This window comes from Streptacidiphilus melanogenes, from assembly GCF_000787835.1.
Classification (GTDB): domain Bacteria; phylum Actinomycetota; class Actinomycetes; order Streptomycetales; family Streptomycetaceae; genus Streptacidiphilus; species Streptacidiphilus melanogenes.
In genome coordinates this window covers 244,600-266,089 of the sequence record NZ_BBPP01000007.1, presented here as the reverse complement: position 1 = coordinate 266,089, position 21,490 = coordinate 244,600, and the positions used below count along the sequence as shown (strand labels likewise).

At 72.2% G+C, this 21,490-nt stretch carries 19 protein-coding genes; 8 read left to right on the top strand and 11 right to left on the bottom strand.

Annotated elements, in window-relative coordinates; all coding sequences use genetic code 11:
* Positions 1-381: 381 nt before the first annotated feature.
* The gene (tyrS, locus tag TR49_RS10960; protein WP_042380116.1) at positions 382-1,644 is read right to left on the bottom strand and encodes a tyrosine--tRNA ligase; all 1,263 of its coding nucleotides are present in this window, start codon (positions 1,642-1,644) and stop codon (positions 382-384) included.
* Between the two features lie 117 nt (positions 1,645-1,761).
* A complete protein-coding gene (locus TR49_RS10955; RefSeq protein ID WP_052434182.1) occupies positions 1,762-2,445 on the bottom strand; it encodes a hypothetical protein in 684 nt (227 codons plus the stop codon).
* Positions 2,446-2,663: 218 nt separating this feature from the next.
* Between TR49_RS10955 and TR49_RS45450 the strand changes: the two genes are divergently transcribed.
* On the top strand, positions 2,664-3,428 hold the full coding sequence (locus TR49_RS45450; RefSeq protein ID WP_152627188.1) for an SHOCT domain-containing protein: 765 nt from the start codon (positions 2,664-2,666) through the stop codon (positions 3,426-3,428).
* 21 nt (positions 3,429-3,449) lie between these two features.
* Here TR49_RS45450 and TR49_RS10945 read toward each other — a convergent pair whose 3' ends face one another.
* Entirely contained in the window at positions 3,450-4,127 is a 678-nt protein-coding gene (locus tag TR49_RS10945; RefSeq protein WP_042380110.1) for a DNA-3-methyladenine glycosylase, read from the bottom strand.
* A 56-nt stretch (positions 4,128-4,183) separates the two neighbouring features.
* Between TR49_RS10945 and TR49_RS10940 the strand changes: the two genes are divergently transcribed.
* Both TR49_RS10940 and TR49_RS10935 read left to right on the top strand, forming a co-directional pair.
* The gene (locus tag TR49_RS10940; RefSeq protein ID WP_042380108.1) at positions 4,184-4,714 is read left to right on the top strand and encodes a YbhB/YbcL family Raf kinase inhibitor-like protein; all 531 of its coding nucleotides are present in this window, start codon (positions 4,184-4,186) and stop codon (positions 4,712-4,714) included.
* Positions 4,715-4,855: 141 nt separating this feature from the next.
* Complete coding sequence (locus TR49_RS10935) at positions 4,856-5,410, top strand: HNH endonuclease (RefSeq protein WP_042380106.1); 555 nt, start codon at positions 4,856-4,858, stop codon at positions 5,408-5,410.
* A 25-nt stretch (positions 5,411-5,435) separates the two neighbouring features.
* On the opposite strand, the gene TR49_RS10930 is transcribed toward TR49_RS10935, so the two are convergent.
* The 5 genes from TR49_RS10930 to TR49_RS10910 form a co-directional block, all read right to left on the bottom strand.
* Positions 5,436-7,478, bottom strand: coding sequence for an outer membrane protein assembly factor BamB family protein (locus TR49_RS10930; RefSeq protein WP_042380105.1), 2,043 nt, complete (start codon positions 7,476-7,478; stop codon positions 5,436-5,438).
* 44 nt (positions 7,479-7,522) lie between these two features.
* Complete coding sequence (locus TR49_RS10925) at positions 7,523-7,822, bottom strand: 4a-hydroxytetrahydrobiopterin dehydratase (RefSeq protein ID WP_042380102.1); 300 nt, start codon at positions 7,820-7,822, stop codon at positions 7,523-7,525.
* Positions 7,823-7,858: 36 nt separating this feature from the next.
* Positions 7,859-8,836, bottom strand: coding sequence for an SPFH domain-containing protein (locus TR49_RS10920; RefSeq protein WP_042380099.1), 978 nt, complete (start codon positions 8,834-8,836; stop codon positions 7,859-7,861).
* A gap of 119 nt (positions 8,837-8,955) precedes the next feature.
* Positions 8,956-9,387 carry an NfeD family protein gene (locus TR49_RS10915; RefSeq protein ID WP_042380097.1) on the bottom strand — a complete coding sequence of 144 codons (432 nt, stop codon included), beginning with the start codon at positions 9,385-9,387 and terminating at the stop codon, positions 8,956-8,958.
* An 89-nt stretch (positions 9,388-9,476) separates the two neighbouring features.
* Positions 9,477-10,271, bottom strand: a complete 795-nt coding sequence (locus TR49_RS10910; protein ID WP_042380095.1) for an ABC transporter ATP-binding protein — start codon at positions 10,269-10,271, stop codon at positions 9,477-9,479.
* A 141-nt stretch (positions 10,272-10,412) separates the two neighbouring features.
* Between TR49_RS10910 and TR49_RS10905 the strand changes: the two genes are divergently transcribed.
* Positions 10,413-11,213, top strand: coding sequence for an Rv1486c family protein (locus TR49_RS10905; protein ID WP_042380091.1), 801 nt, complete (start codon positions 10,413-10,415; stop codon positions 11,211-11,213).
* A 76-nt stretch (positions 11,214-11,289) separates the two neighbouring features.
* Here the strand turns inward: TR49_RS10905 and TR49_RS10900 are convergent, their stop codons facing one another.
* Both TR49_RS10900 and TR49_RS10895 read right to left on the bottom strand, forming a co-directional pair.
* Positions 11,290-11,937: a response regulator gene (locus tag TR49_RS10900; RefSeq protein ID WP_042380088.1), complete on the bottom strand. Its 648-nt coding sequence runs from the start codon at positions 11,935-11,937 to the stop codon at positions 11,290-11,292.
* On the bottom strand, positions 11,930-13,147 hold the full coding sequence (locus TR49_RS10895) for a GAF domain-containing sensor histidine kinase (RefSeq protein ID WP_084724779.1): 1,218 nt from the start codon (positions 13,145-13,147) through the stop codon (positions 11,930-11,932). Before TR49_RS10895 ends, TR49_RS10900 begins: the two co-directional genes overlap by 8 nt.
* Before the next feature lie 204 nt (positions 13,148-13,351).
* On the opposite strand from TR49_RS10895, the gene TR49_RS10890 reads away from it, so the two are divergent.
* The gene (locus TR49_RS10890; protein WP_084724778.1) at positions 13,352-14,107 is read left to right on the top strand and encodes an SDR family oxidoreductase; all 756 of its coding nucleotides are present in this window, start codon (positions 13,352-13,354) and stop codon (positions 14,105-14,107) included.
* A gap of 14 nt (positions 14,108-14,121) precedes the next feature.
* Positions 14,122-15,237: an S-adenosylmethionine:tRNA ribosyltransferase-isomerase gene (locus TR49_RS10885; RefSeq protein WP_174501565.1), complete on the top strand. Its 1,116-nt coding sequence runs from the start codon at positions 14,122-14,124 to the stop codon at positions 15,235-15,237.
* A gap of 63 nt (positions 15,238-15,300) precedes the next feature.
* Here TR49_RS10885 and TR49_RS10880 read toward each other — a convergent pair whose 3' ends face one another.
* Positions 15,301-17,937, bottom strand: a complete 2,637-nt coding sequence (locus tag TR49_RS10880; RefSeq protein WP_042380084.1) for an FHA domain-containing protein — start codon at positions 17,935-17,937, stop codon at positions 15,301-15,303.
* 215 nt (positions 17,938-18,152) lie between these two features.
* Here TR49_RS10880 and TR49_RS10875 point away from each other — a divergent pair, with 215 nt between their 5' ends.
* The gene (locus TR49_RS10875; protein ID WP_152627187.1) at positions 18,153-19,922 is read left to right on the top strand and encodes a streptophobe family protein; all 1,770 of its coding nucleotides are present in this window, start codon (positions 18,153-18,155) and stop codon (positions 19,920-19,922) included.
* Between the two features lie 89 nt (positions 19,923-20,011).
* On the top strand, positions 20,012-21,463 hold the full coding sequence (locus TR49_RS10870; RefSeq protein WP_042380081.1) for an RNB domain-containing ribonuclease: 1,452 nt from the start codon (positions 20,012-20,014) through the stop codon (positions 21,461-21,463).
* The last annotated feature ends 27 nt before the right edge of the window (positions 21,464-21,490 follow it).

Below are 21,490 nucleotides of genomic sequence, written 5' to 3'. Positions count from 1 at the left end.
TTTTCTAGCTTAGCAGATCCGCCGGGCGGCTTTTCCGCTTCCCCGCTAGAAAGTGGGGTGTCGCTCGTTCGCGACCTCCGTTACGTTAGCGCATTTCCCGGAAATCCGGAAATCCGCCACCGCGCATCAATTCGCACGCCAAATAGAGCCCGCTTGGCTTCGGCAGACACCGATGCCTACGAGATCGATCAAGTGAGTGAATCAACTACGGGTGGTCACGTGTGGACTGGTGCGGCGGAGCGACGCTCCGTACGACGCATCTGTCCGATTCAGGCGACTCGACCAACATTAGCCCCTGCCTCGGGGCTCGTCAAACGCGAACGGGGGAGATGCGGGTCACATCTCCCCCGTTCGGGCGAATCTGCAGGTCAGAACCGCTGGTCAGTGCACCAGCTCGACCGCGGCGAGGTTGCGCTTGCCGCGGCGCAGGACGAGCCAGCGGCCGTGCAGGAGGTCGGCCGGCGCGGCCGTGGCCGCCTCGTCCTCGACCTTGGTGTTGTTGACGTACGCGCCGCCCTCGTTGATCGTGCGGCGGGCTGCCGAACGACTGGCCGAAAGGCCGGTTGCCACGAACAGGTCGACAAGTTCGCCGAGTTCACCCACTTGGGCGCTCGGAAGCTCGGCCACGGCGGCCGCGAGGGTGGGGGCGTCGAGCTCGCTGAGGTCGCCCTGGCCGAAAAGAGCCTTGGATGCTGCGACCGCGCGGTCGAGCTGGTCCTGGCCGTGGACGAGGACGGTGAGCTCCTCCGCGAGGGCACGCTGGGCGGCGCGCTTGAAGGGCGCCTCCTCCGTCATGCGCTCCAGCTCCTCGATCTCCTCGTGGGACTTGAAGCTGAAGATGCGCAGGAACTTGGAGATGTCGCGGTCGTCGGCGTTCAGCCAGAACTGGTAGAACGCGTACGGCGTGGTCAGCTCGGGGTCGAGCCACACCGTGCCGGACTCGGTCTTGCCGAACTTGGTGCCGTCGGCCTTGGTGATCAGCGGGGTGGCGAGCGCGTGGGCCGCGACGCCCTCGGCCTTGCGGATCAGGTCGGTGCCGGCAGTGAGATTGCCCCACTGGTCGCTGCCGCCGGTCTGCAGCATGCAACCGTGGCGGCGGTAGAGCTCAAGGAAGTCCATGCCCTGCAGGACCTGGTAGCTGAACTCGGTGTAGCTGATGCCGGCCTCGGAGTTGAGGCGTCGGGCGACGGCCTCCTTGGCGATCATGTTGTTGACGCGGAAGTACTTGCCCACGTCCCGCAGCAGGTTGATCGCCGACATGCCCGAGGTCCAGTCGAGGTTGTTGACCATCTCGGCGGCGTTCGGGCCGTCGAAGTCGAGGAAGCGCTCGATCTGGCCACGGAGCCGGCCGACCCATTCGGCGACCGTCTCGGGGTCGTTCAGGACGCGCTCGGCGGTCGGCTTGGGGTCGCCGATCAGGCCGGTGGCGCCGCCGACGAGGCCGAGGGGCTTGTTGCCGGCGAGCTGGATGCGCTTCATGGTGAGGATCTGCACCAGGTTGCCGAGGTGCAGGCTGACCGCGGTCGGGTCGAAGCCGCAATAGAAGGTGACCGGACCGTCCGCGAAAGCCTTGCGCAGTGCGTCCTCGTCGGTGGACAGGGCCAGCAGGCCGCGCCACTTCAGTTCGTCGACGATGTCGGTCACGGTCTCGTCTCTTCCTTGGGTCGTTCCGTCGGTCGCCCGAGGGCCTGGTCGGCTACAGCCTCCCCGACCGGGCCCCTTCTTGGCCAATCCGGTCCAGATTCAGAACGGGCCGGACTTTCACAGGCCGCTGGGCCAGGCGTAACTGCTCGGGACCTGGACGGAGGAGTCCTGGGCGGCGGTTCCGTAGACGATCGCGATCTCGTCATGGGCGTGGAAGACGAGCTGGGACGGGTCGCCCCCGGTCTGCTTTCCGTTGACGTAGACCTTGAGCGCGTGGGTCGCGTCGGCCTTGTCGCCGCCGACCTGCTGCGCGTTCAGCGGGACGCCCCACTCGGTCATGAACTGGCCGAGGTCGTAGTCCTTCACGACCGGCGACTCGATGTGCACGACACCGGTGGTGTCGTGGGTGTGCAGCGGGCTGATGGTCTGCGCGCCCTCGTTGATGCCGACCAGGGCCGGGACGGTCACCTTCTGGCCGTTCGCCCAGACGTCCAGGTGGATGTGGATGTGCTCGGCGGTGCCCTCGGCGTTGAGCATGGTGAGTCCGGCGGCCTTGACGGCGGCGTCGGTGTTCGCGGGTGCGACCCAGCTCGCCGAGGAGCCCGCAGCGGCGCCGGCGGCCGTGTGGTCGCTGCTGCCGACCGCGGCGACGATGCCGGCCACGGCTCCGGCGACGACGACGAGCGCACCGGCGCCGAGCAGGAGCTTGGTGCGGCGTTCGCGGGTGCGCTCGGCGGCCTGCATCTCGGCTATGCGGGCGCGGCGGTCAGCGGCTGCCTGCTTCTTGGACTGTCCGGCCATGGGGGCTGGCTCCCGTTTCGTCGAGGTCTGCTGGTGCCGACGATAAGGGAACGAACAGTTCAAATGCGAACCAATGTGATGGACGACTCGATCCGCACCGAACCTGTCACAATGCCGGACTTTCGCTGGTGGCGGGCCTGCGGCTTCGGTACACCGGTCTCGCCCGCAAGAGCGGTCCCTCGGCGCGAGAAAGGCGTCCTCACGTGACTCTAGGCAAGTTGAACTTGTTGGTCTGGATCTGGTTCGGACTGATGAGTGCGGCTTTCATGCCCCTGTGCCTGCTGGCGAGCCAGGTGCCAGGTCCGAACGCCGTGCACATCGTGCTCTATGTGTTCATCATCGGCGTGCTGTGGTGGGGCTCCTTCGGGTACGGGATGTACCTGTCGATGGCCGGCATGGGCGGCGGCGACAGACGGCTGCTGAAGCGCGGCATCCGTGGGACGGCCCGGATCCTCGCCGTGAAGGGGACCAACACCTACATCAACGGGCAGCCGGACCTCGGTTACGCCGGCCGTCGGGTCTACCGGTACACGCTGCACGTCGAGTTGCCGGGACGGCAGCCGTACGAGACGTACGTCAGCGTCGCCAGCCACCAGTTCCAGGAGGGCCAGACCGTCCAGGTGGCGGCCGCGCCGCACAACCACAAGCGGGTGGCGATCGACCCGGCCGCCAGCGCCACTGCCGCACAGGTGCAGCGCGAGGCCGCCAGGTGGCAGGCGCACGCGCAGCACAGGCCGCAGCAGCGTCCGGCTCCTCAGCGGAAGCTCCCGCAGCCCATGGTTCCGCAGGACGCGGTGCCCCAGGACGCGGTCCCGCGCCAGAGCAGGCACGAGGGCTCCGGGCACGGAGGGAAGGCCGGACACGGAGACGAGGGCGAGCGCCTGCGGCAGCTGTCCGAGCTGGGGCGGCTGCACAAGGAGGGTGTGCTGAGCGACGAGGAGTTCGCCACCGAGAAGGCGCGGATCCTGGGCTTCAGCTCCTGATCCCGGTCCCCACCTGCCTCCTCACCCGTCGGCCTCGGACCGTCCCGTTCCGCCGCTCGTCCGGGCTCGGCGCGGGACGTGGCGGCGGTAGGGGCTGACCGTCGGCTCGCCGTCGATCCAGAACCGGTAGGGGGTGTCCGCGGCCTGGGCGATGCCGGTGCGCGGCCCCTGGCGGATCAGCTCGGGGGCGGCCGGGGCGCCGGGCAGCAGTTGGAAGACGGAGCCCGGCAGGGGCTCGCCGTTCTGCTCGCGGGCGATGCCGAGAGCCTGGGTGAGCCGGGCCGGGCCCTGGGCGAGCTCGGTGTCGCGGCGGGCCGAGGGGCGGCGGTGCCGGGTCAGCTGCACGCCCTCGACGACCTCTCCCCCGCGCAGCAGCACGGCTCCGGCGGTGGTGCCGGGGCCGGTGACCACGTTCATGCAGTAGTGCATGCCGTAGGTGAAGTAGACATAGACGAAGCCGGGCGGCCCGAACATCACGGCGTTGCGGGCGGTGCGTCCGCGGTACGCGTGCGAGGCGGGGTCCTCCCCGCCGGTGTAGGCCTCGACCTCGGTGATCCGCACCGCGACGCGTCCGTCGGGCCGCTCGGTCACGAGGATCCGCCCGAGGAGGTCGGGCGCGACCGTCGGCGAGGGCCGGTCGAGGAAGCGCGGGTCCGCGGGGTCGAGTGGATCCTGTGTGGCGGGGTGCGGCTTGGTCACACGGCGAGATTAGGCTGATCGCCAGAGTTCTGCAGCGTCCCAAGGAGAGTGACGACATGTCGGAGCCCAAGCGGCGCCCGCTCCCCCACGACTTCCACCCGCCGGTGGCCGAGTTCACGGTCACCAGCGACGACCTGACCGACGGCGGCGTGCTGCCCGACGCGCACGTGTTCGCCGAAGGGAACACCTCGCCGCATCTGCGCTGGTCCGGTTTCCCGGCCGGGACCAAGAGCTTCGCGGTGAGCTGCTACGACCCGGACGCGCCGACGGGCAGCGGTTTCTGGCACTGGTCGGTCTTCGACATCCCGGTCGACGTCACCGAGCTGCCGGCCGGCGCCGGTACCGGCGACTTCGAGGGCCTGCCCGCGGGCGCGATCCACGTGCGCAACGACTACGGCACGCGTGACTTCGGCGGCGCGGCCCCGCCGCCCGGGGACGGCCAGCACCGCTACGTGTTCACCGTCTACGCCGTGGACCAGGAGAAGCTGGGCCCTGACGCGGACGCCACGCCCGCCGTGGTCGGCTTCAACCTCCGCTTCCACGCCGTGGGCCGGGCGCAGCTGATCGCGACCTACGAGCACCCGTAGCGGAACCTGAGCACCCGTAACGGCTGAGCAGGCTTAACCACGAGGCCACCGAAATTACGTTGTCCCGGCATCCGGCCGCCCCGCACAGTGGACCCACCGTCCAGCCGGGCGGGCCGGGAGCCGGAGGCAGGTGGCCGAAAAATGCGTAAGACGCTGGTGCTCAACGCGACGTACGAGCCGCTGGCGGCGGTGACGCTGCAGCGCGCGGTGGTGCTGATCCTGCAGGACAAGGCCGTGGTCGAGCGGTCGCATCCCGAGCGCAGGGTGCGCGGTAGCTCGGTGGAGATACCGATGCCACGGGTGGTGCGGCTGAAACGCTACGTGCGGGTGCCGTTCCGACAACGGGCGACGTGGTCGCGGCGTGGGGTGCTGGCGCGGGACGACTTCCGCTGCGCGTACTGCGGCAAGCGCGCGACGACCGTCGACCACGTGGTGCCGCGTTCGCACGGCGGTCAGGACACGTGGCTGAACACGGTCGCGGCCTGCGCCGCGGACAACCACCGCAAGGCGAACCGTACGCCGGAGCAGGCCGGGATGCGGCTGCTGCGCCGCCCGTTCGAGCCGACGCCGGACGCGGCGCTGGTGGCCGCGCTGGGTCTGGACAGCGCGGACCTGAACGCCGGCTACCTGACTCCCGGAGGCCTCGGGGCGCGCGGCGCCGACCCGGACGTCTACGATCTGGCCGCGGCGGGCTGAGCCGAGTGCCGGGACGCCTGCCGGTTCAGTGGGCCGCGGTCCAGGCGGTCGCCGAGGTGTTGTAGCTGCCGGTGAACTCCGGCAGCGCCACCACCAGGCTGCCGCGCAGCAGGACCCGTCCGGAGCCGAGCAGCGATCCGGTGCCCTGCGGGAAGGTGCCGCCGACGGTCTCGGCACCGGAGGTGAGATCGAAGTTGCTGAGCCGGGCCGGTTGGCCGACGCGCTCGTCGGTGGCGACCACCGCCGCGGAGCCGTTGATGCCGACCGGCACGGCGACGCCCTTCTCGTGGGCGGTGCTACGCCACAGCTCCTTGCCGTTGACGAGGCTGTAGGCGGCGAGGGTGGTGGGCCCGGCGGCCGCGCTGGCGGACTGCGGCGGCGGGTTGACGGCGGCGACCATGGTCGTGCCGGAGAAGAAGAGGGCCGGGTCGGGGTCGAAGCCGCCGTGGGTGGAGTCGAGGGTGCCGCCGGTCTGGGAGACCGGGATCGTCGCCTGGCTGTCGCCCTTGTCCGAGAAGGACAGGATGGTGTCCTGGGTCGGGTCGGTCATGTGGACGCTGACGACGGCCGGTTCGGCGGAGAGCACCGTGTAGGAGGAGGCGTTCTGCGGCAGCCCGCGCCACCAGCGCAGCTTGCCGGTGCCCGGGTCGAGCGAGATGACCTGCTGCTTGGGGTTGGTGTCGGCGCAGGTGCTCTGGAGCAGCAGCGAGGTGCCGTCGCCGTTGCCGGACAGGGCGCAGTACTTGCCGGGGCCCGAGTAGCTCCACTGCTGTTTGCCGGCGGCCGTGTCGTAGCCGACGGCGGCGCTGTCGGAGACGGCGACGACGCGGGTGTCGCTCACCATGACCGAGGCGCCGAAGGCGGTGCCGCCGCCGGAGGGCAGCTGGGCCTTCCACTTGGTCTGGCCCGAGGAGGTGTCGACGGCGGAGAGCAGGTTGCAGGCCTGGCCGTTGCCCGGCTTGGACTGGAAGAGCACGGCGCCGACGCCGGCCGAGTCGACGCTCGGCGACATCGCGCAGGGCACGGCGCCGGAGCTGGGCGCGCTGACGGCCCACAGCTTGTGTCCGTCGGTGGCGGAGTAGGCGGTGACGCCCTCGCCGTCGCCGCGCACGACGGCGTCGGCGGTGACCCAGGCGCCGAGCAGCCCGTCGTTGCCGGTGCCGCTGCCGGCGGCGGCGGTGGCGGCGGCGCCCGGGGCGGCCGGAGCAGCCCAGGCCTTGCTGTGGTTGACGCCGATGTCGGCCTGGTTCTGCGCCGCGGCGCCGCCCCCGGTCCGCCCGCCGCCGGAGCTGCCGCTCGCGACGAAGTAGCCGCCGCCCGCGAGGATCAGCAGCGCGCCGCCGCCGACGGCGAGACGGGTGAGGTAGCTCTTGCGGTTGACGCCCGGCCCGCGGCCGAGCGCCGCGTCGACGACCCGCCCCTTCAGCCCTCCGGCGGGCGGTTCCTCTCCGCGCCCGACGGCGGTGGACCCGGCCGGGAGCGCCTCCTCGCCGGTGATCGACTCCTGCTCGGGCGCGGACGCCTGCGCGGGGACGAGCGGCTCGCTGAGGGCGGGCGTCTCCTCCGCGCCACCCCAGTAGGGCATGGCCGTCCCGGAACCGCCGGCCGCCTCGCTGGCACCGGAGGCCGAGGGGTCGTAGTAGGCCTGCTGGTACTCCGGCGCCTGCTGCGGGTCGGCATACGGCACGTCGGCGTACTGCGGGTCGTAGTACGCCTGTTGGGCCGTCTGCCCGTTCTGCTCGAAGCCGTACGTCGGCTGCTCGTAGCCGTACTGCTGTTCGTAGCCGGTCTGTTGCTCGTAGCCGGTCTGCTGCTGGTACGGCTGCGCGTACGCCTGCTGTCCGTACCCGGACGAGGGGTCGTACGCCTGCTGGTACTGCTGCTGGTAGGCGGCGGGATCGTAGGTCTGGTAGCCGGAGGCGTCGTAGCCCTGGCCGGAGTAGTCGCCGTAGGAGTTGTAGTCGTACGACTGCTCACCGTGCTGACCGTAAGGCTCGTACGACTGCTGCTGCGGCTGCTGCCAGTACTGCTGCTCCTGACCGTTACCGGTCTCGTCTGCTCGTTCCATGGCTGTCGAACCACTCCCGCCTGCCCGATGCGCGAGTCAGCATCTCATGCCTCTGCGGCCGCGGCGGCATCGATGAGCGCCGCGAGTTTGAGATCGAGCGCGGTGAGACCGCCCGCCGAGTGGGTGGACAGCGTGAAGTGGAGCGTGCGCCAGCGGATGTCGATGTCCGGGTGGTGGTCCATGGCTTCGGCCTGTTCCGCGACGGCATCGACGATGCGGATCGCCGCCGGGAAGTCCTTGGCCTGCACGGTGCGCCGGATCGAGCCGTCCTCGCGCTGCCACTCGGGCAGGGCGAGGAGGCCGGACGTGATCTGCTCGTCGCTGAGGAGGTCGCGAGTGCCCATGGGGAGCACGCTACTCCGGCAGGCGACGCGGACCCGTCATTCCGGGTCGAGTTCGGGGCGCTCGGTGCGGCGGTCCACGCCGGGGCTGCCGTTGGCGGCCTTGACGGCCGCGTCGGCCGGGGCCGGCGAGCCGGGGATCTTGGGGGCCAGGCCCTGGAACGCGCCGCCGACGCCCTTGATCGCGTCGCTGACCTCGCTCGGGATGATCCAGAGCTTGTTCGCGTCGCCCTGGGCCATCTGCGGAAGGGTCTCCAGGTACTTGTAGGCGAGCACCTTCTGGTCGGCGTCGCCGGAGTGGATCGCCTCGAAGACGGTGCGGATCGCGGCCGCCTCACCGTCGGCGCGCAGCACGGCGGCCTGCGCCTCACCCTCGGCCTTGAGCACGTCGGCCTGCTTCTGGCCCTCGGCCTTGAGGATGGCGGACTGCCGCTCACCCTCGGCCTGGAGGATCGCCGCACGCTTGTCACGGTCGGCGCGCATCTGCTTCTCCATCGAGTCCTGGATGGAGGTCGGCGGCTCGATCGCCTTCAGCTCGACGCGGTTGACGCGGATGCCCCACTTGCCGGTGGCCTCGTCGAGCACGCCGCGCAGACCGGCGTTGATGGTCTCGCGGGAGGTGAGGGTGGACTCCAGGTCCATGGAGCCGATGATGTTGCGCAGCGTGGTGATGGTGAGCTGCTCGATGGCCTGGAGGTAGCTCTGCACCTCGTAGGTGGCCGCGCGCGGGTCGGTGACCTGGAAGTAGATGACGGTGTCGATGTTGACCACCAGGTTGTCCTGGGTGATCACCGGCTGCGGCGGGAAGGGCTGCACCTGCTCGCGCAGGTCGAGCCGGTTGCGGATGGTGTCGATGAACGGCACCACGATGTTGAGGCCCGCGTTGAGTGTGCGGGTGTAGCGGCCGAAGCGCTCCACGATCGCCGCCTGCGCCTGCGGGATCACCTGGATCGTCCGCAGCAGCATGACGAAGACGAGCACCGCCACCAGGACGAGGACGATGATGACGGTATCCACAGGGACTCCCTCGACAGACCCGAACGTTTTTGATGCCGTGTTGACTTGCCTACCCAGGGCCCGAGCCGACGACTCGGAGCGCTACCGGGAACCCTTCGGAGAACCACTCTGAGAACCGCTCAGAGAACCACGGCCGTCGCGCCGTCGATCTCGGCGACGTTGACCTTCTCCCCCGGTTCGAAGACCTGCCCGGCTGCGAGCGCGCGGGCCGACCAGACCTCTCCCCTGAGCTTGATCCGACCGTCGTGCTCGTCGACGCGTTCCAGGACCACGGCCTCCGACCCCTTGAGCGCCTCGATCCCGTGCCGGAGCGAAGCGCCCTGGCTCCGTTGGCGTCTGGTGATCGGACGGACGAACGCCAGGAGCGCGAGCGTCGTGGCGAGGAACACGACGAACTGCAGCACGATCCCACCGCCCAGCCCGGCCGTCAGCGCCGCAGCACCGGCTCCGATACCGAACATGACGAACTCGAGCAGCGCCGTGTGCACCACAGGGGCGCACAGCAGCACCGCGACCAGTAGCCACCATGCCCAACTCTCCACGGAAGCCATGGTAGTTGCGCAGGTGGCTCCGCGTCAGGGAAGAGCGGCAAAGATCATTACAAGCACATCAACTCTCGAGCGTCGCTCACTCGCGCCGCTCACCTGCCCAGCGGAAGGCCGCGGGCGGCCCAACGGCCGTCCTGGTGCTCGAGGGTGAGCGGGAGGCCGAAGCAGAGCGAGAGGTTGCGCGGGGTCAGGGTCTGCTGGATCGGGCCGGCGGCCAGCACCTTGCCCTGGCGGATCATCAGCACGTGGGTGAAGCCCGGCGCGATCTCCTCGACGTGGTGGGTCACCATGATCATGGCCGGGGCGACCGGGTCCTGGGCAAGCGCGCCGAGGCGGCGCACCAGGTCCTCGCGGCCGCCGAGGTCGAGGCCGGCGGCGGGCTCGTCGAGCAGCAGCAGCTCCGGGTCGGTCATCAGCGCGCGGGCGATCAGGGTGCGCTTGCGCTCGCCCTCGGAGAGGGTGCCGAACCTGCGGTCGGTGTAGTCGGCCATGCCGAGCAGGTCGAGCAGGAGGCGCGCGCGGGACTCGTCGGCCTGCTCGTAGGTCTCACGCCAGTGCGCGGTCATGCCGTAGGCGGCGGTGAGGACGGTCTCCAGCACGGTCTGCCGCTTCGGCAGCTTGTCCGCCATCGCGGCGCCGGCCAGGCCGATGCGGGGGCGCAGCTCGAAGACGTCGACGCCGCCGAGCTTGTCGCCGAGGATCGAGGCGGTGCCGGTGCTCGGGAAGAGGTAGCTGGACGCCACCTGCAGCAGCGTGGTCTTGCCGGCGCCGTTGGGCCCGAGGACGATCCAGCGCTCGCCCTCCGCGACGGACCACGACACCTGCTCCACCAGCGGGCGGCCGTCCCGGATCACGGATACGTCCACCAGCTCCAGCACGTCGCTCATTGCGTACGCCTTCCCCAATGAAATGAAGAGTTGTTCTCTCGCCTCACGCGCTCGCCCGCGGCCCCGGCTCAGGGCCGCGGCCTGCCGAGCCGGTCCAAACCTACGCCACCGAGGTGGCCGGACGCTCCGTAGGCTTGGCCCATGCCGCAGACGGAAGCGCACGAAGCGTACGAAGAGCCCCGGTCCGCCCGACTTGTCGCCTGGGGCAACGCCTGGTTCGCCGGCCACGCCTCCCCCGACGACACCGCGGACGCGGTGCGCGGCGACGACGAGTCCCACGTGGTCCGCGGCCTGCCGGGCGCGGACGGCGTCGGCCTGACTCTGGCGCTGGGGCGCCTGCGCACCATGGGCGCGACGGGCCTGCGGCTGGCCCTGCCCGCCCCCGGGCACCCGCTCGGTCTGACCGGGCCCGCGGAGTTCAACGGCCGCGCGATGGAGACCGGCGAGGCGGTTCTCGCGGTGGGCGCTCCCTGGGGCCTCGTCCCGGAGGCCCTCTGGCACGGCGCGGACCACGCGGACGACGGCGTGCTGGCCGTCACCTGGCACGCGCTCCCGGTCAACCCCGGTTTCCCCGCGGACGTGCCCGCGCTGCGGGACGCGGAGCGGGAACTGATGGAGGGCATGCGCGAGGCGACGGAGGCGCTGGTGCGACTGGACGTCGCGGGAGCAGGCCCCGAGGTCCAGCGGGCCCTGGCGCGTCTGCGCTCACGCTCGTCGGAGCCGGACGACCTGCTGGCTCCCGGCTACCCGCCGCGGGCGGTCCGGGTCCTGCAGAGCGCGAGGCGCGTGTCCGCGCTGGTCGCCCTGGCCTCGGTGACGGAGGGCGCAGCGGTCAGCGCGAGCGAGATGGCGCAGCGCGCCGGGGCCTTGCGGCCTCTGGAGAGAACGGCACGGAAGGCGAGAGTCGCGGCCTACAACGCGGCGGTCGACGAGCCCCGTTAGGGGCGCGGGGCTGTGACAGTCAGCGGCTCCGCCGCTTTCGCTTCCGCAGTTCCGCGCGCCCCTGAGGTGCGTGCTCCTACCCCTTGATCCCGTTGCGGACCGCCCAGAGCGCGGCCTGGGTGCGGTCCTGCAAGTCCAGTTTCATCAGGATGTTGGACACGTGCGTCTTGACCGTCTTCTCGGAGAGAGTGAGCGCTCGCGCGATCTCGCGGTTGGAGCGACCGTCGGCGATGAGGCCGAGGACTTCCTGTTCGCGCTCGGTGAGCGTGCCGCCGCGGCCCTGGGGGGCGCGGCCGGTGCCGTCCTCGGAGAGGAGCGCCTCGGCCAGCTCCGGCTGGAGGAGGACATGGCCCGCGTGGACGCTGCGGATGGCGCCGGCGAGAGCCTCGGGGTCGACGTCCTTGTAGACGTAGCCGGCCGCTCCGGCCTTGAGGGCCGGGACCACGGTGCGGTGCTCGGTGAAGCTGGTGACCACCAGCACCTTCGCCGGGTTGCCCCGCTCCTTCAGCATCTGCAGGGCCTCGATGCCGTCCGTGCCGGGCATCTTCACGTCCATCAGGACCACGTCGGGGCGCAGGGACTCGGCGAGCTCGACGCCGTCCGCGCCGTCGCCCGCCTCGCCGACGACCTCGATGTCCGGCTGGATCTCCAGAAAGGTGCGCAGGCCGCGACGGACGACCTGGTGGTCGTCGACGAGCAGCACCTTGATGGTCGCGTCACCCACCGGGGACCTCCAGTTCCACCACGGTCCCCGCTCCCGGGGACGATTCGATGTCGAGGGAGCCGCCGACGCTCGCGGCGCGGTCGCGCATGGAGACCAGGCCGAGGTGGCGGCCCGCGCGGCGGGTGCCGTCGGGGTCGAAGCCCTTGCCGTCGTCGGTGACGCGCAGCAGCGCGCCGCGGCCGGCGCCCTGCGGGCCGGGGGCGCTGCGCAGTTCGACGGAGACGGAGGTCGCGCCCGAGTGGCGCAGGGCGTTGTGCAGGGCCTCCTGGGCGACGCGCAGCACGGCCTCCTCCTGGGCGGCGGGCAGCGCGGCGACGCGGTCGTGGGTGAAGGCGACGCGTGCGACGTGGGCGCGGTTCAGCACCTCGACCTGGGAGGCCAGGGTGGGCAGCAGGCCGTCCTCGTCCAGCGCGGCGGGGCGCAGTTCGACGACGACACTGCGCAGTTCCTCCGCGGCCTCGGCGGCGAGGCGGGAGACCTCGGCGAGTTCGGCGCGGGCGCGCACCGGGTCGCGGTCGACGAGAGCGGCTGCTGCCTGCGCGGTGAGGCGCAGCGAGAAGAGCTTCTGGGAGACCGCGTCGTGCAGCTCGTGCGCGATCCGGGCGCGCTCGCCGACGAGGGTGAGTTCGCGACTGCGCTCGTAGAGGCGGGCGTTGACCAGCGCCAGCGCGGCGTGCGCGGCGAGGATGCGCAGCAGCTCCTCGTCGTGGGCGGAGAAGCGGTCGCGGCCCACGGGGTTCGTCAGGCTGTGCTTGTTGGCAAGAAACAGCGCCCCGAGGATCTCGTCGCCGTCCTGGATCGGGACGCCCAGGAAGGAACGCATGTCCGGGTGGGCACTGGGCCAGCCGCCGAAGCGCTCGTCGGCCCGGACGTCGTCGAGGCGGGTCGGCTCCTGCTCGTGCAGCATCGCGAAGAGGATGCCGTGCTGCCGGGGCAGCGGGCCGATGGCGCGCCACTGGGCCTCGCTGACGCCGTCGACGACGAACTGGGCGAAGCCGCCGTGGTCGTCGGGGACGCCGAGGGCCGCGTACTCGGCGCCGACGAGGGTGCGCGCGGAGGTGACGATCCGCTGCAGCACCTCGCGCACCTCCAGATGGCGGCTCATCGCGAGGACCGCGGCGCTGATCGCCTCGATCCCGCCGAGACAGGGATCGCCGGGTCCGGCCTGCGCGCCACCGGAGCCGCCCGGCGGGCACTCGTTCGTCGACATGCCGTCACCGTACCGCCCGGTGATCGCCGAAGCATCGGACGCGGGGAGGTGCGGCCCAGGGCTCGGGACCTAGGTCCAAGGGCCCCGGCGTGCGGCGGCTTGTGGCCGAGGTGGGCGGGACCGGGCGCGGCCTAGCTTCGGCGGTGTCGGCAGTGAACGGAGGCCGGCAGTGGAACACACGGTGCTCGCACGGGAGGAAAGGCCATGGCAGTCGCCATTGTGACGGGGGCGTCGCGCGGACTGGGCCGGGCGCTGGCGCTTGCGCTGGCCGGGCGCGGCTGGGAGGTCGTCGTGGACGGGCGCAGCGGGGAGGCGCTCGCCGAACTTGCCGCCGGTCGGCCGCGGATCCACGCGGTGGCGGGCGATGTCACGGACACCTGGCACCGCACCGCGCTGGCCACCACCGCCGCCGACCTGGGCGGGGTGGATCTACTGGTCAACAACGCGGGGGTGCTGGGCGGCCAGGGGCTGGCCGCGGTGGCGGACCTGTCGCTGGAGGAGCTGCGCCGGGCGTTCGAGGTCAACGTGCTGGCGCCGCTGGGGCTGCTCCAGGAGACGCTGCCGCAGCTGCGGGCCTCCGGCGGCGCGGTGCTCAACATCAGCTCCGATGCGGCCGTCGAGGCCTATCCGACGTGGGGCGGCTACGGCGCGACGAAGGCCGCGCTGGAGGCGCTGTCGGGCTCGCTCTCCGCCGAGCTCGCCGAGGAGGGGAACGCCCTGCGGGTGTGGTGGGTGGACCCGGGCGAGATGGACACCGCGATGTACCGGGCGGCCGACGCGGGCGCGGCGGCCGAGTCGCCGCGGCCGGAGGAGGGCGCGGTGCCCGGACTGCTGGCGCTGCTCGGCTCGCGCCCGCCGAGCGGCCGCTACACGGCGGCGGGGCTAGTGGCGGACCACGGCACGGCCGGGACGGGTGCCGCAGCGGAGTCCGAAGTGGTCGGGACGGAGGCGGCGCGGTGACGGGGACGACGGAGGTGGCGGCAGCGGACGACGCAGGGTTCGTGGACGGGCTGGGCGACTGGGAGCTGCCGCCCGAGTTGGAGGCCGCCGCGCCGCCGGAGGAGCGGGGTGCGAGCGGGCGCGACGACGTGCGGCTGCTGGTCGCCGAGGGTCCTCGTGACGAGGCCCCCCGGATCGGGCACCACGCCTTCCGTGAGCTGCCGTCGCTGCTGCGCCCGGGCGACGTGCTGGTGGTCAACACCTCCGCCACGCTGCCGGCCGCGGTGGACGGCCGGGTCGCCGAGACGGGCGAACCGGTGGTGGTGCACTTCTCGACGCGCCGCAGCGAGAGCGAGTGGGTGGTCGAGCTCCGCTCCCCGGACGGCCACGGCAGCACCCGTCAGCGGCACCACGACGGCACCCTGGTGACGGTCCGGCTGACCGGCGGGGCGAGGGTCACGCTCGTCTCGCGGGTCGGAGATCGCGCCGGGGGTTCGAGCCGGCTGTGGCGGGCGTGCTTCGGCGCGGCGGAGCCACTGGCGTACCTGGCCCGCTACGGGCGGCCGATCCGGTACGCGTACACCAGCGCGGACCGGTCGCTGGCCGCGTACCAGACCGTCTTCGCCGAGCCGGCGGCCTCCGCGGGAGCGGGGAGCGCGGAGATGCCGAGTGCGGCGCGGCCGTTCACGGCGGAGTTGGTGACACGGCTGGTGAGCCGGGGCGTACTGGTGGTGCCGATCACCCTGCACACGGGCGTCGCCTCGGTGGAGTCGCACGAGCCGCCGTACGCGGAGTGGTTCGAGGTGCCGGAGGCGACCGCGCGGGTGGTCAACGCCGCGCGGGCGGCGGGATCGCGGGTCGTGGCGGTCGGCACGACCGCGGTGCGGGCGCTGGAGTCGGCGGCCGGCACGGACGGCACGGTCCGGGCGCGTTCGGGCTGGACCGAGCTGGTGATCACCCCGGAGCGCGGGGTGCGGGCGGTGGACGGGCTGCTGACCGGCTTTCACGAGCCGCGGGCCTCGCACCTGATGATGCTGGAGGCGGTCGGCGGCCGTCCGCTGCTGGACCGCAGCTACGCGGAGGCGCTGCGCGAGGGCTACCTCTGGCACGAGTTCGGCGACCTGCACCTGATTCTCTCGCGACGGGGGTGAGGAACGTGGAGGGGGCGGGGACCGTCGGTCCCCGCCCCCTCCACGTGTCGTCGAGCCGCCGGATCAGCGGCTGCGCATGACCTCGGGCTCGTGGCGGCGCAGCAGTCGGGCGACCAGGACGCTGCAGATCACGCCCAGCAGCACCAGCACGCCGACGTCGATGCCCCACTGGGCGACCGTGTGCGTCCACAGCGAGTCGCTGGCGGGCTTGCCGTCCGCGCCGAGGCCCTGGATCTGCAGCAGGTTGATCGACGCCGCCTGCGCGGCGACGGCCCAGCGGGACGGGACCAGCCAGGCGAGCTGCTCCATGCCGGGCTGGCCGGCGACCTGGATCAGCGAACCGCAGAAGACGACCTGGATGATCGCGATCAGCACCAGCAGCGGCATGGTCTTCTCGGCCGTCTTGACCAGCGCGGAGATGACCAGGCCCAGCGTCATCGAGGTGATACCGAGCAGCATCACGACCAGGACCAGCTCCGGCAGCGCCGTGCTGGAGATCAGCAGGCCGCTGCTGGGCAGCTTGCGCGGCAGCAGGCCGATCATGGCGACCATGACCGACTGCAGCGCGGTGATCGCACCCAACACGATGATCTTCGAGGCCACGTAGGCGGAGCGGGAGAGGCCGACGGCGCGTTCGCGCTCGTAGATCACCCGTTCCTTGATCAGCTCGCGGACCGCGTTGGCCGCGCCGGTGAGGGAGGCGCTGACAGCGAGGAGCAGCAGGACCGTGGCCGCGTCGTGGTTGCCGGCCTGCGGTGGATCGGAGGGGCCGAGGCCGAACTTGGCCGGGATCGCGGCGCTCATCGCGCCCATGATCAGCGGCAGCGCGAAGAGCAGCGCGACGTAGCCGCGGTCGGCCACGATGACGGCGATGTAGCGGCGGACCAGGGTGGACAGCTGCGAGGCCCAGCTCTGCTGCTTCGGCGGCTGCGTCTGGTGCTGCTGTATCCCCGCGGACTGGGCCTGTACGGCGTCCACGTCGGCCGCGTACATCTGGAAGTGCACCGAGCCGCGGAAGCGGCCGCCCCAGTCATGGTCGGCGTGGTTCTCGAAGGCCTGGAAGACGTCGGCCCAGGTCTCGCACTGGAAGAAGTGCAGGGCCTCCTTGGGCGGGCCGAAGTACGCCACCGAACCGCCCGGTGCCATCACCAGCAGGCGGTCGCAGAGCGCGAGCTCGGCCACCGAGTGGGTGACGACCAGGACGGTGCGGCCCTCGTCGGCCAGGTCGCGCAGCATCTTCATGACGTCGCGGTCCATGCCCGGGTCGAGACCCGAGGTCGGCTCGTCCAGGAAGATCAGCGACGGCTTGGTCAGCAGCTCCAGCGCGACGGAGACGCGCTTGCGCTGACCGCCCGACAGGGCGGTGATGCGGTTGTCGGCACGCTTCTCCAGGTGCAGCTCGACGAGCACCTCGTCGACGCGGCGCTGACGCTCCGCCTTCTCGGTGTCGCCGGGGAAGCGCAGCTCGGCCGCGTACTCGAGGGCGGTGCGGACGGTCAGCTGCGAGTGCAGGATGTCGTCCTGCGGCACCAGGCCGATGCGCTGGCGCAGCTCGGCGAACTGCTTGTAGAGGTTACGGCCGTCGTAGAGGACGTCACCGCGGTCGGCCGGGCGGTAGCCGGTCAGCGCGCGCAGCAGCGTCGACTTGCCGGAGCCGGACGGGCCGATGACCCCGATCAGCGACTTCTCCGGGACGGCGAAGCTGACGTCGTTGAGCAGGATCTTCTTCTGACCCTTGTGCTCGACCTCGACGGTCAGGTGGCGGGCGGAGAAGGAGACCTCACCGGTGTCGACGAACTCCTCGAGCCGGTCGCCGACCAGGCGGAACGTCGAGTGGCCGACGCCGACGATGTCCTGCGCCGTCAGCACCTGACGGGAGATCGGCTGGCCGTTGAGGTAGGTGCCGTTGTGGCTCTCGAGGTCGACGATCTCGTAGCGGCCGTCGGCGAGCTGGCGCAGCTCGGCGTGGTGGCGGGAGACCTGCAGGTCGGACACGACCAGGTCGTTGTCGAGACCGCGGCCGATGCGGATGGTCTTCAGACCGGCCGTCAGGTTGCGCACCATGGTGGGGTTGCGCGCGCCGTACAGGGGGTCGACGGCGCTCTGCTGGGACGGGACCTGGGACGGCGTCTGGTAGCCCTGGCCGGCGCCGGGGTAGCCGGCGGCCGCGCTCTGCTGCTGCGGGAACGCCTGCTGCTGCGCGGGCTGCTGCTGGTACGGCTGCTGCGGCTGCTGGGCGTACCCGCCCTGCTGCTGGTACGGCTGGGCCTGTGGGGGCTGCTGGTTGTACCCGGCCTGCTGGGGAGCCGCCTGCTGCGGCACCTGTCCGGGCTGGACGCGCGCGGTCCGCTGGTCGTGCCAGTCGGCGCCGGGCGCCTGTCCCGGCTGGGCGGACGGCACCTGGCTGGGCACCCCCGCGAAGCTGAGCCGCGGTCCGTTCTCCGCGTTGCCGAGCGTGATCACCGCGCCGTCGCCCAGGTAGGCCTGGTTGGTGCGACGGCCGTCCTGGAAGGTGCCGTTGGTGCTGCCCAGGTCCTGGAAGAGCCACGCGTTGCCCGCGAAGGAGATCGTCGCGTGCTGCCACGACACCCGGGCGTCGTTGATCGTGAAATCACACTGCGGGTTGCGACCCACACTGTACGTACGCCCCGGCTCCAGCGTGGACCGCTGTCCGTTGAGTTCAAGTACCAGCTGCGGCACTGTTGCCTGCCCCACGATGTAGTTCCCCCGAGGTTGCCCCGCCCTTGCCAGGGCAGTGTAGGGATGCCGAACGACTGGGGGAATCATTCCAGCTCGGTCACCGAACGCAGAACCGGAACCGTCCTGCTGACGCCGGACCGTGACCGTGTGGCAACCTGACGCCTGGGGGCGGACGCTGCCGGTCGTTCGCGTGACGCGCGGGAATGGTGGACGAGATGACGGTGTACCAGCACGGCCGACCCGCCGCGGGCGGTCCGCGGGCGGGCGGTGCGAGCCTCCTGGCAGGTGTCGTCTCTGCTGCCATGTCGGCGAGTTGGGCCTTCGTGGCGATGGCCGCCGTCGGCGCCCTCGGCGTGCACCTGCTCGGTCTGGACACGCACGCGAACCTCGGCCCGGTGACCGCGGCCCTGGTGGCGATGGCCGTCGGCGGAAGGATCAGTCCCACAGGTGATGTCTCGGTGTTCGGAATTGACGCCGCGGCAGCCCAGGGCTCGATCGACATCATGCCGCTGGGCTTGACCCTGGTCGGCGCGGTGGTGCTCGGCTGGCTGTTCACCCGTTCGCTCCGCAGGGTGACCGCGCTGACCGTCGCCGACCTGGCCGTGCGGGCGGCCGGGGCGGTCGTCGCCTTCCTGGTGCTGCTGGCGATCGTGGCGTGGTCCGGCAACGGGACCGTGTCCATCGACGTCTCCTCGCTGACCGGATCGGGTGGAGGGGGCGGCGGTTCCGGCAGCTCCGGTGGCGGGGACGACCCCTTCGGCGGGCTGAGCGGCCTGATCGGGGGCGTGGTCGGCGGCAACACCAAGCCGACGGTCGGCTTCAAGGTCGACGTCGCGCCCACGCTCGGCATCGGACTGCTGTGGGTCGTGGTCGTGCTCGCCTTCGCCGTCGTCGCGGCCCGCCGCGCGCCACTGCCGGTCGGCTGGCAGGGGCTCGCACGCACGGTGCGTCCGGTGGCCTCGGCGATCACCACCGTGTACGTGGGCGCGTGCGTCGTCGGCGCCCTGGCGGGCATCGTGGTCGGGCTGACCGGCAACGGCGGCGCGAAGACCATCGGCGGCGTGCTGCTCGGCACCCCGAACGGCGTCTTCCTGGCGATCCCGCTCGGCATGGGCGTGAGCCTCGCAGGCAAGGCGTCGGGCCCGCTCACCCACTTCCTCCCCTCGCCGGTCAACACCTTCCTGGCGGGCGGGCAGGGCAAGACGATCACGGTCTCGTCGCTGGCCGCGCAGGACAGCAGGGTCTGGCTGCTGCCGGTCGCCGTGGTGCTGATGTTGCTGGCGACGGGCGTGTTCGCGGCGGTCCGCACGCCGCGCAGGGCCGCGGCCGCCGAGTCGCTCGGCACGGAGGTCGGCGGCGCGGCGGTGCGCCTCGGCGTCGCCCTGATGATCGTCACGCCGGTGCTGCTGGCGCTCGCGGACGTGACGGTGAACGCGAACCTGTCGGTCTTCGGTTTCGACGCGGTGGGCGCAGGGCTGAGCGTCACCGGGAACGTGGCGCTGGCGCTGGTCCTCGGCCTGGTCGAGGGCGCGGTCATGGGCGCGCTGGGCGCGCTGCTGGTCCGGCGCTTCGCGGAGGCCAAGCGCGTCGGCCCGGCGGAGCCGGGTCCGGCGCCGTGGCCCGGCGAGATGCCGGGCGGGATGCCCGGCGGGCAGGGCGGCGGGCCGTACGGCGGCGGGCAGGGCGGCGGCGGCGGGCAGTACGGCGACACGCCGTCCGATCGGCCCGGTCCGGCCGCGCCGCCCACTCCCCCACACCCGCACCCGCACCCGCAAGGGCCCTATGGGCCGCCGTCGACGCCGCCCGCTCCCGGCGGGCGGCCGGGGCAGCCTCCGGCGCCCAACCCCTACGGCGGACCGCCTGCTCCCCCGCACCCGAACCCGCAGGGGCAGCCGAACCCGTACGGGGGCCCGAACCCGTACGGCGGGCTGCCGCAGCCGCCGACGAACCCCGACGGGCGTCCGGACGACAACCCCTACCGCTGAACCGCTGATCACTCGCGGGACCGGTCGGGCCGGATCCGTGGTCGGGCCGGGTCCGTGGTCGGGCCGGGTCGCTGGTTAGGCTGGGGCGCGTGCCGCGTCGACTTGTGAGCGTCAGGACCACCGGAGCAGCCCGGATCGACTCCGAGCTGGCCGCCCTCCGTGCCCGGCTGGGGCTGGCGGACGGGTTCTCGCCCGCCGTCCTGGCCGAGGTCGAGGCCGTCTCGGCCACGCCGCCAGCGACGCCCGGCGAGCGCGTGGACGCGACCGACCTGCCGCTCTTCACCATCGACCCGCCGGACTCGCGCGACCTCGACCAGGCGATGCACCTGGAGCGCCTCCCTGGCGGCGGCTACCGCGTCCACTACGCCATCGCCGACGTCGCCGCGTGGGTGCGCCCGGGTGGCGCGATCGACGCCGAGGCGCGGCGGCGCGTCGAGACGCTGTACTTCCCCGACATCCGCGTCCCGCTCCACCCGCAGCAGCTGTCCGAGGGCGCAGCCAGCCTTCTGCCGGGCCAGGACGTCCCGGCCCTGCTGTGGCAGCTCGACCTCGACGCGGACGGCGAACTGCGCACCACGCGGCTGCGCCGCGCCCTGGTCCGCAGCCGCGCCAAGCTCGACTACACGGGTGTCCAGCGCGCACTGGACACCGGCACGGCCCAGGAGGCGCTCGCACTGCTCGGCGTCATCGGCCCGCTGCGCGAGGAGCGCGAGGCAGCGCGGGGCGGCATCAGCCTGCCGATCCCGGAGCAGGAGGTCGAGGAGGTCCCCGGCGACGGCTACACGCTCGCCTACCGCGCGCCGCTGCCCGCGGACAGCTGGAACGCGCAGATCTCCCTGCTGACGGGCATGGCGGCGGCCCAGCTGATGATCACGGGCGGGGTGGGCGTGCTGCGCACCCTGCCGGGCGCCCCGCCGTCCGCCGTCGCCAAACTGCACCGCGTGGCGCGGGCTCTGCGCGTCGACTGGCCGGAGGACCTGCCCTACGCCCAGCTGATCCGCTCGCTCGACCCGAAACTGCCGACGCACGCCGCATTCCTCAACGAGTGCACGGGCCTGCTGCGCGGCGCCGCCTACACCGCCTTCGACGGCGTCGTCCCGCCCAACCCGGGCCACGCGGCCGTCGCCGCCCCCTACACGCACTGCACCGCGCCGCTGCGCCGACTGGTCGACCGCTTCGCGGGCGAGGTCTGCCTGGCCCTGGCCGCCGGGACCGAGGTCCCGGACTGGGCCCGTGACGCGCTGCCCAGCCTTCCCGCCCTCATGGCGGGCGGCGACCGCCGCGCCCACGAGGTCGAGCACGCCTGCGTCGACCTGGTGGAGGCCGCACTGCTGACGGGTCGTGAGGGCGAGCTCTTCGAGGGCATCGTCATCGACGTGGACGAACGCCGCCCGGCGCGCGGCACCGTCCAGCTCGCCGACCCGGCGGTCCGCGCCCCGCTCACCAACGGCGGCGGCCCGCTGCCGCTCGGCGAGGAGATCCGGGTGCGCCTGACCGAGGTCGACCTCTCCCTCCCGGCGGTCCGCTTCGCCACGGCGTGAGCCGGCCGGCGGGCCGGCAGCCCGCAC

What these genes read in the sequence shown, in the direction of transcription:
- TR49_RS10955 (WP_052434182.1), bottom strand. Translation starts at nt 2,445, where the DNA reads ATGGCCGGACAGTCCAAGAAGCAGGCAGCCGCTGACCGCCGCGCCCGC.
- TR49_RS10940 (WP_042380108.1), top strand. Translation starts at nt 4,184, where the DNA reads ATGTCGGAGCCCAAGCGGCGCCCGCTCCCCCACGACTTCCACCCGCCG.
- TR49_RS10935 (WP_042380106.1), top strand. Translation starts at nt 4,856, where the DNA reads ATGCGTAAGACGCTGGTGCTCAACGCGACGTACGAGCCGCTGGCGGCG.
- TR49_RS10930 (WP_042380105.1), bottom strand. Translation starts at nt 7,478, where the DNA reads ATGGAACGAGCAGACGAGACCGGTAACGGTCAGGAGCAGCAGTACTGG.
- TR49_RS10925 (WP_042380102.1), bottom strand. Translation starts at nt 7,822, where the DNA reads ATGGGCACTCGCGACCTCCTCAGCGACGAGCAGATCACGTCCGGCCTC.
- TR49_RS10915 (WP_042380097.1), bottom strand. Translation starts at nt 9,387, where the DNA reads ATGGCTTCCGTGGAGAGTTGGGCATGGTGGCTACTGGTCGCGGTGCTG.
- TR49_RS10910 (WP_042380095.1), bottom strand. Translation starts at nt 10,271, where the DNA reads ATGAGCGACGTGCTGGAGCTGGTGGACGTATCCGTGATCCGGGACGGC.
- TR49_RS10905 (WP_042380091.1), top strand. Translation starts at nt 10,413, where the DNA reads ATGCCGCAGACGGAAGCGCACGAAGCGTACGAAGAGCCCCGGTCCGCC.
- TR49_RS10895 (WP_084724779.1), bottom strand. Translation starts at nt 13,147, where the DNA reads ATGTCGACGAACGAGTGCCCGCCGGGCGGCTCCGGTGGCGCGCAGGCC.
- TR49_RS10890 (WP_084724778.1), top strand. Translation starts at nt 13,352, where the DNA reads ATGGCAGTCGCCATTGTGACGGGGGCGTCGCGCGGACTGGGCCGGGCG.
- TR49_RS10875 (WP_152627187.1), top strand. Translation starts at nt 18,153, where the DNA reads ATGACGGTGTACCAGCACGGCCGACCCGCCGCGGGCGGTCCGCGGGCG.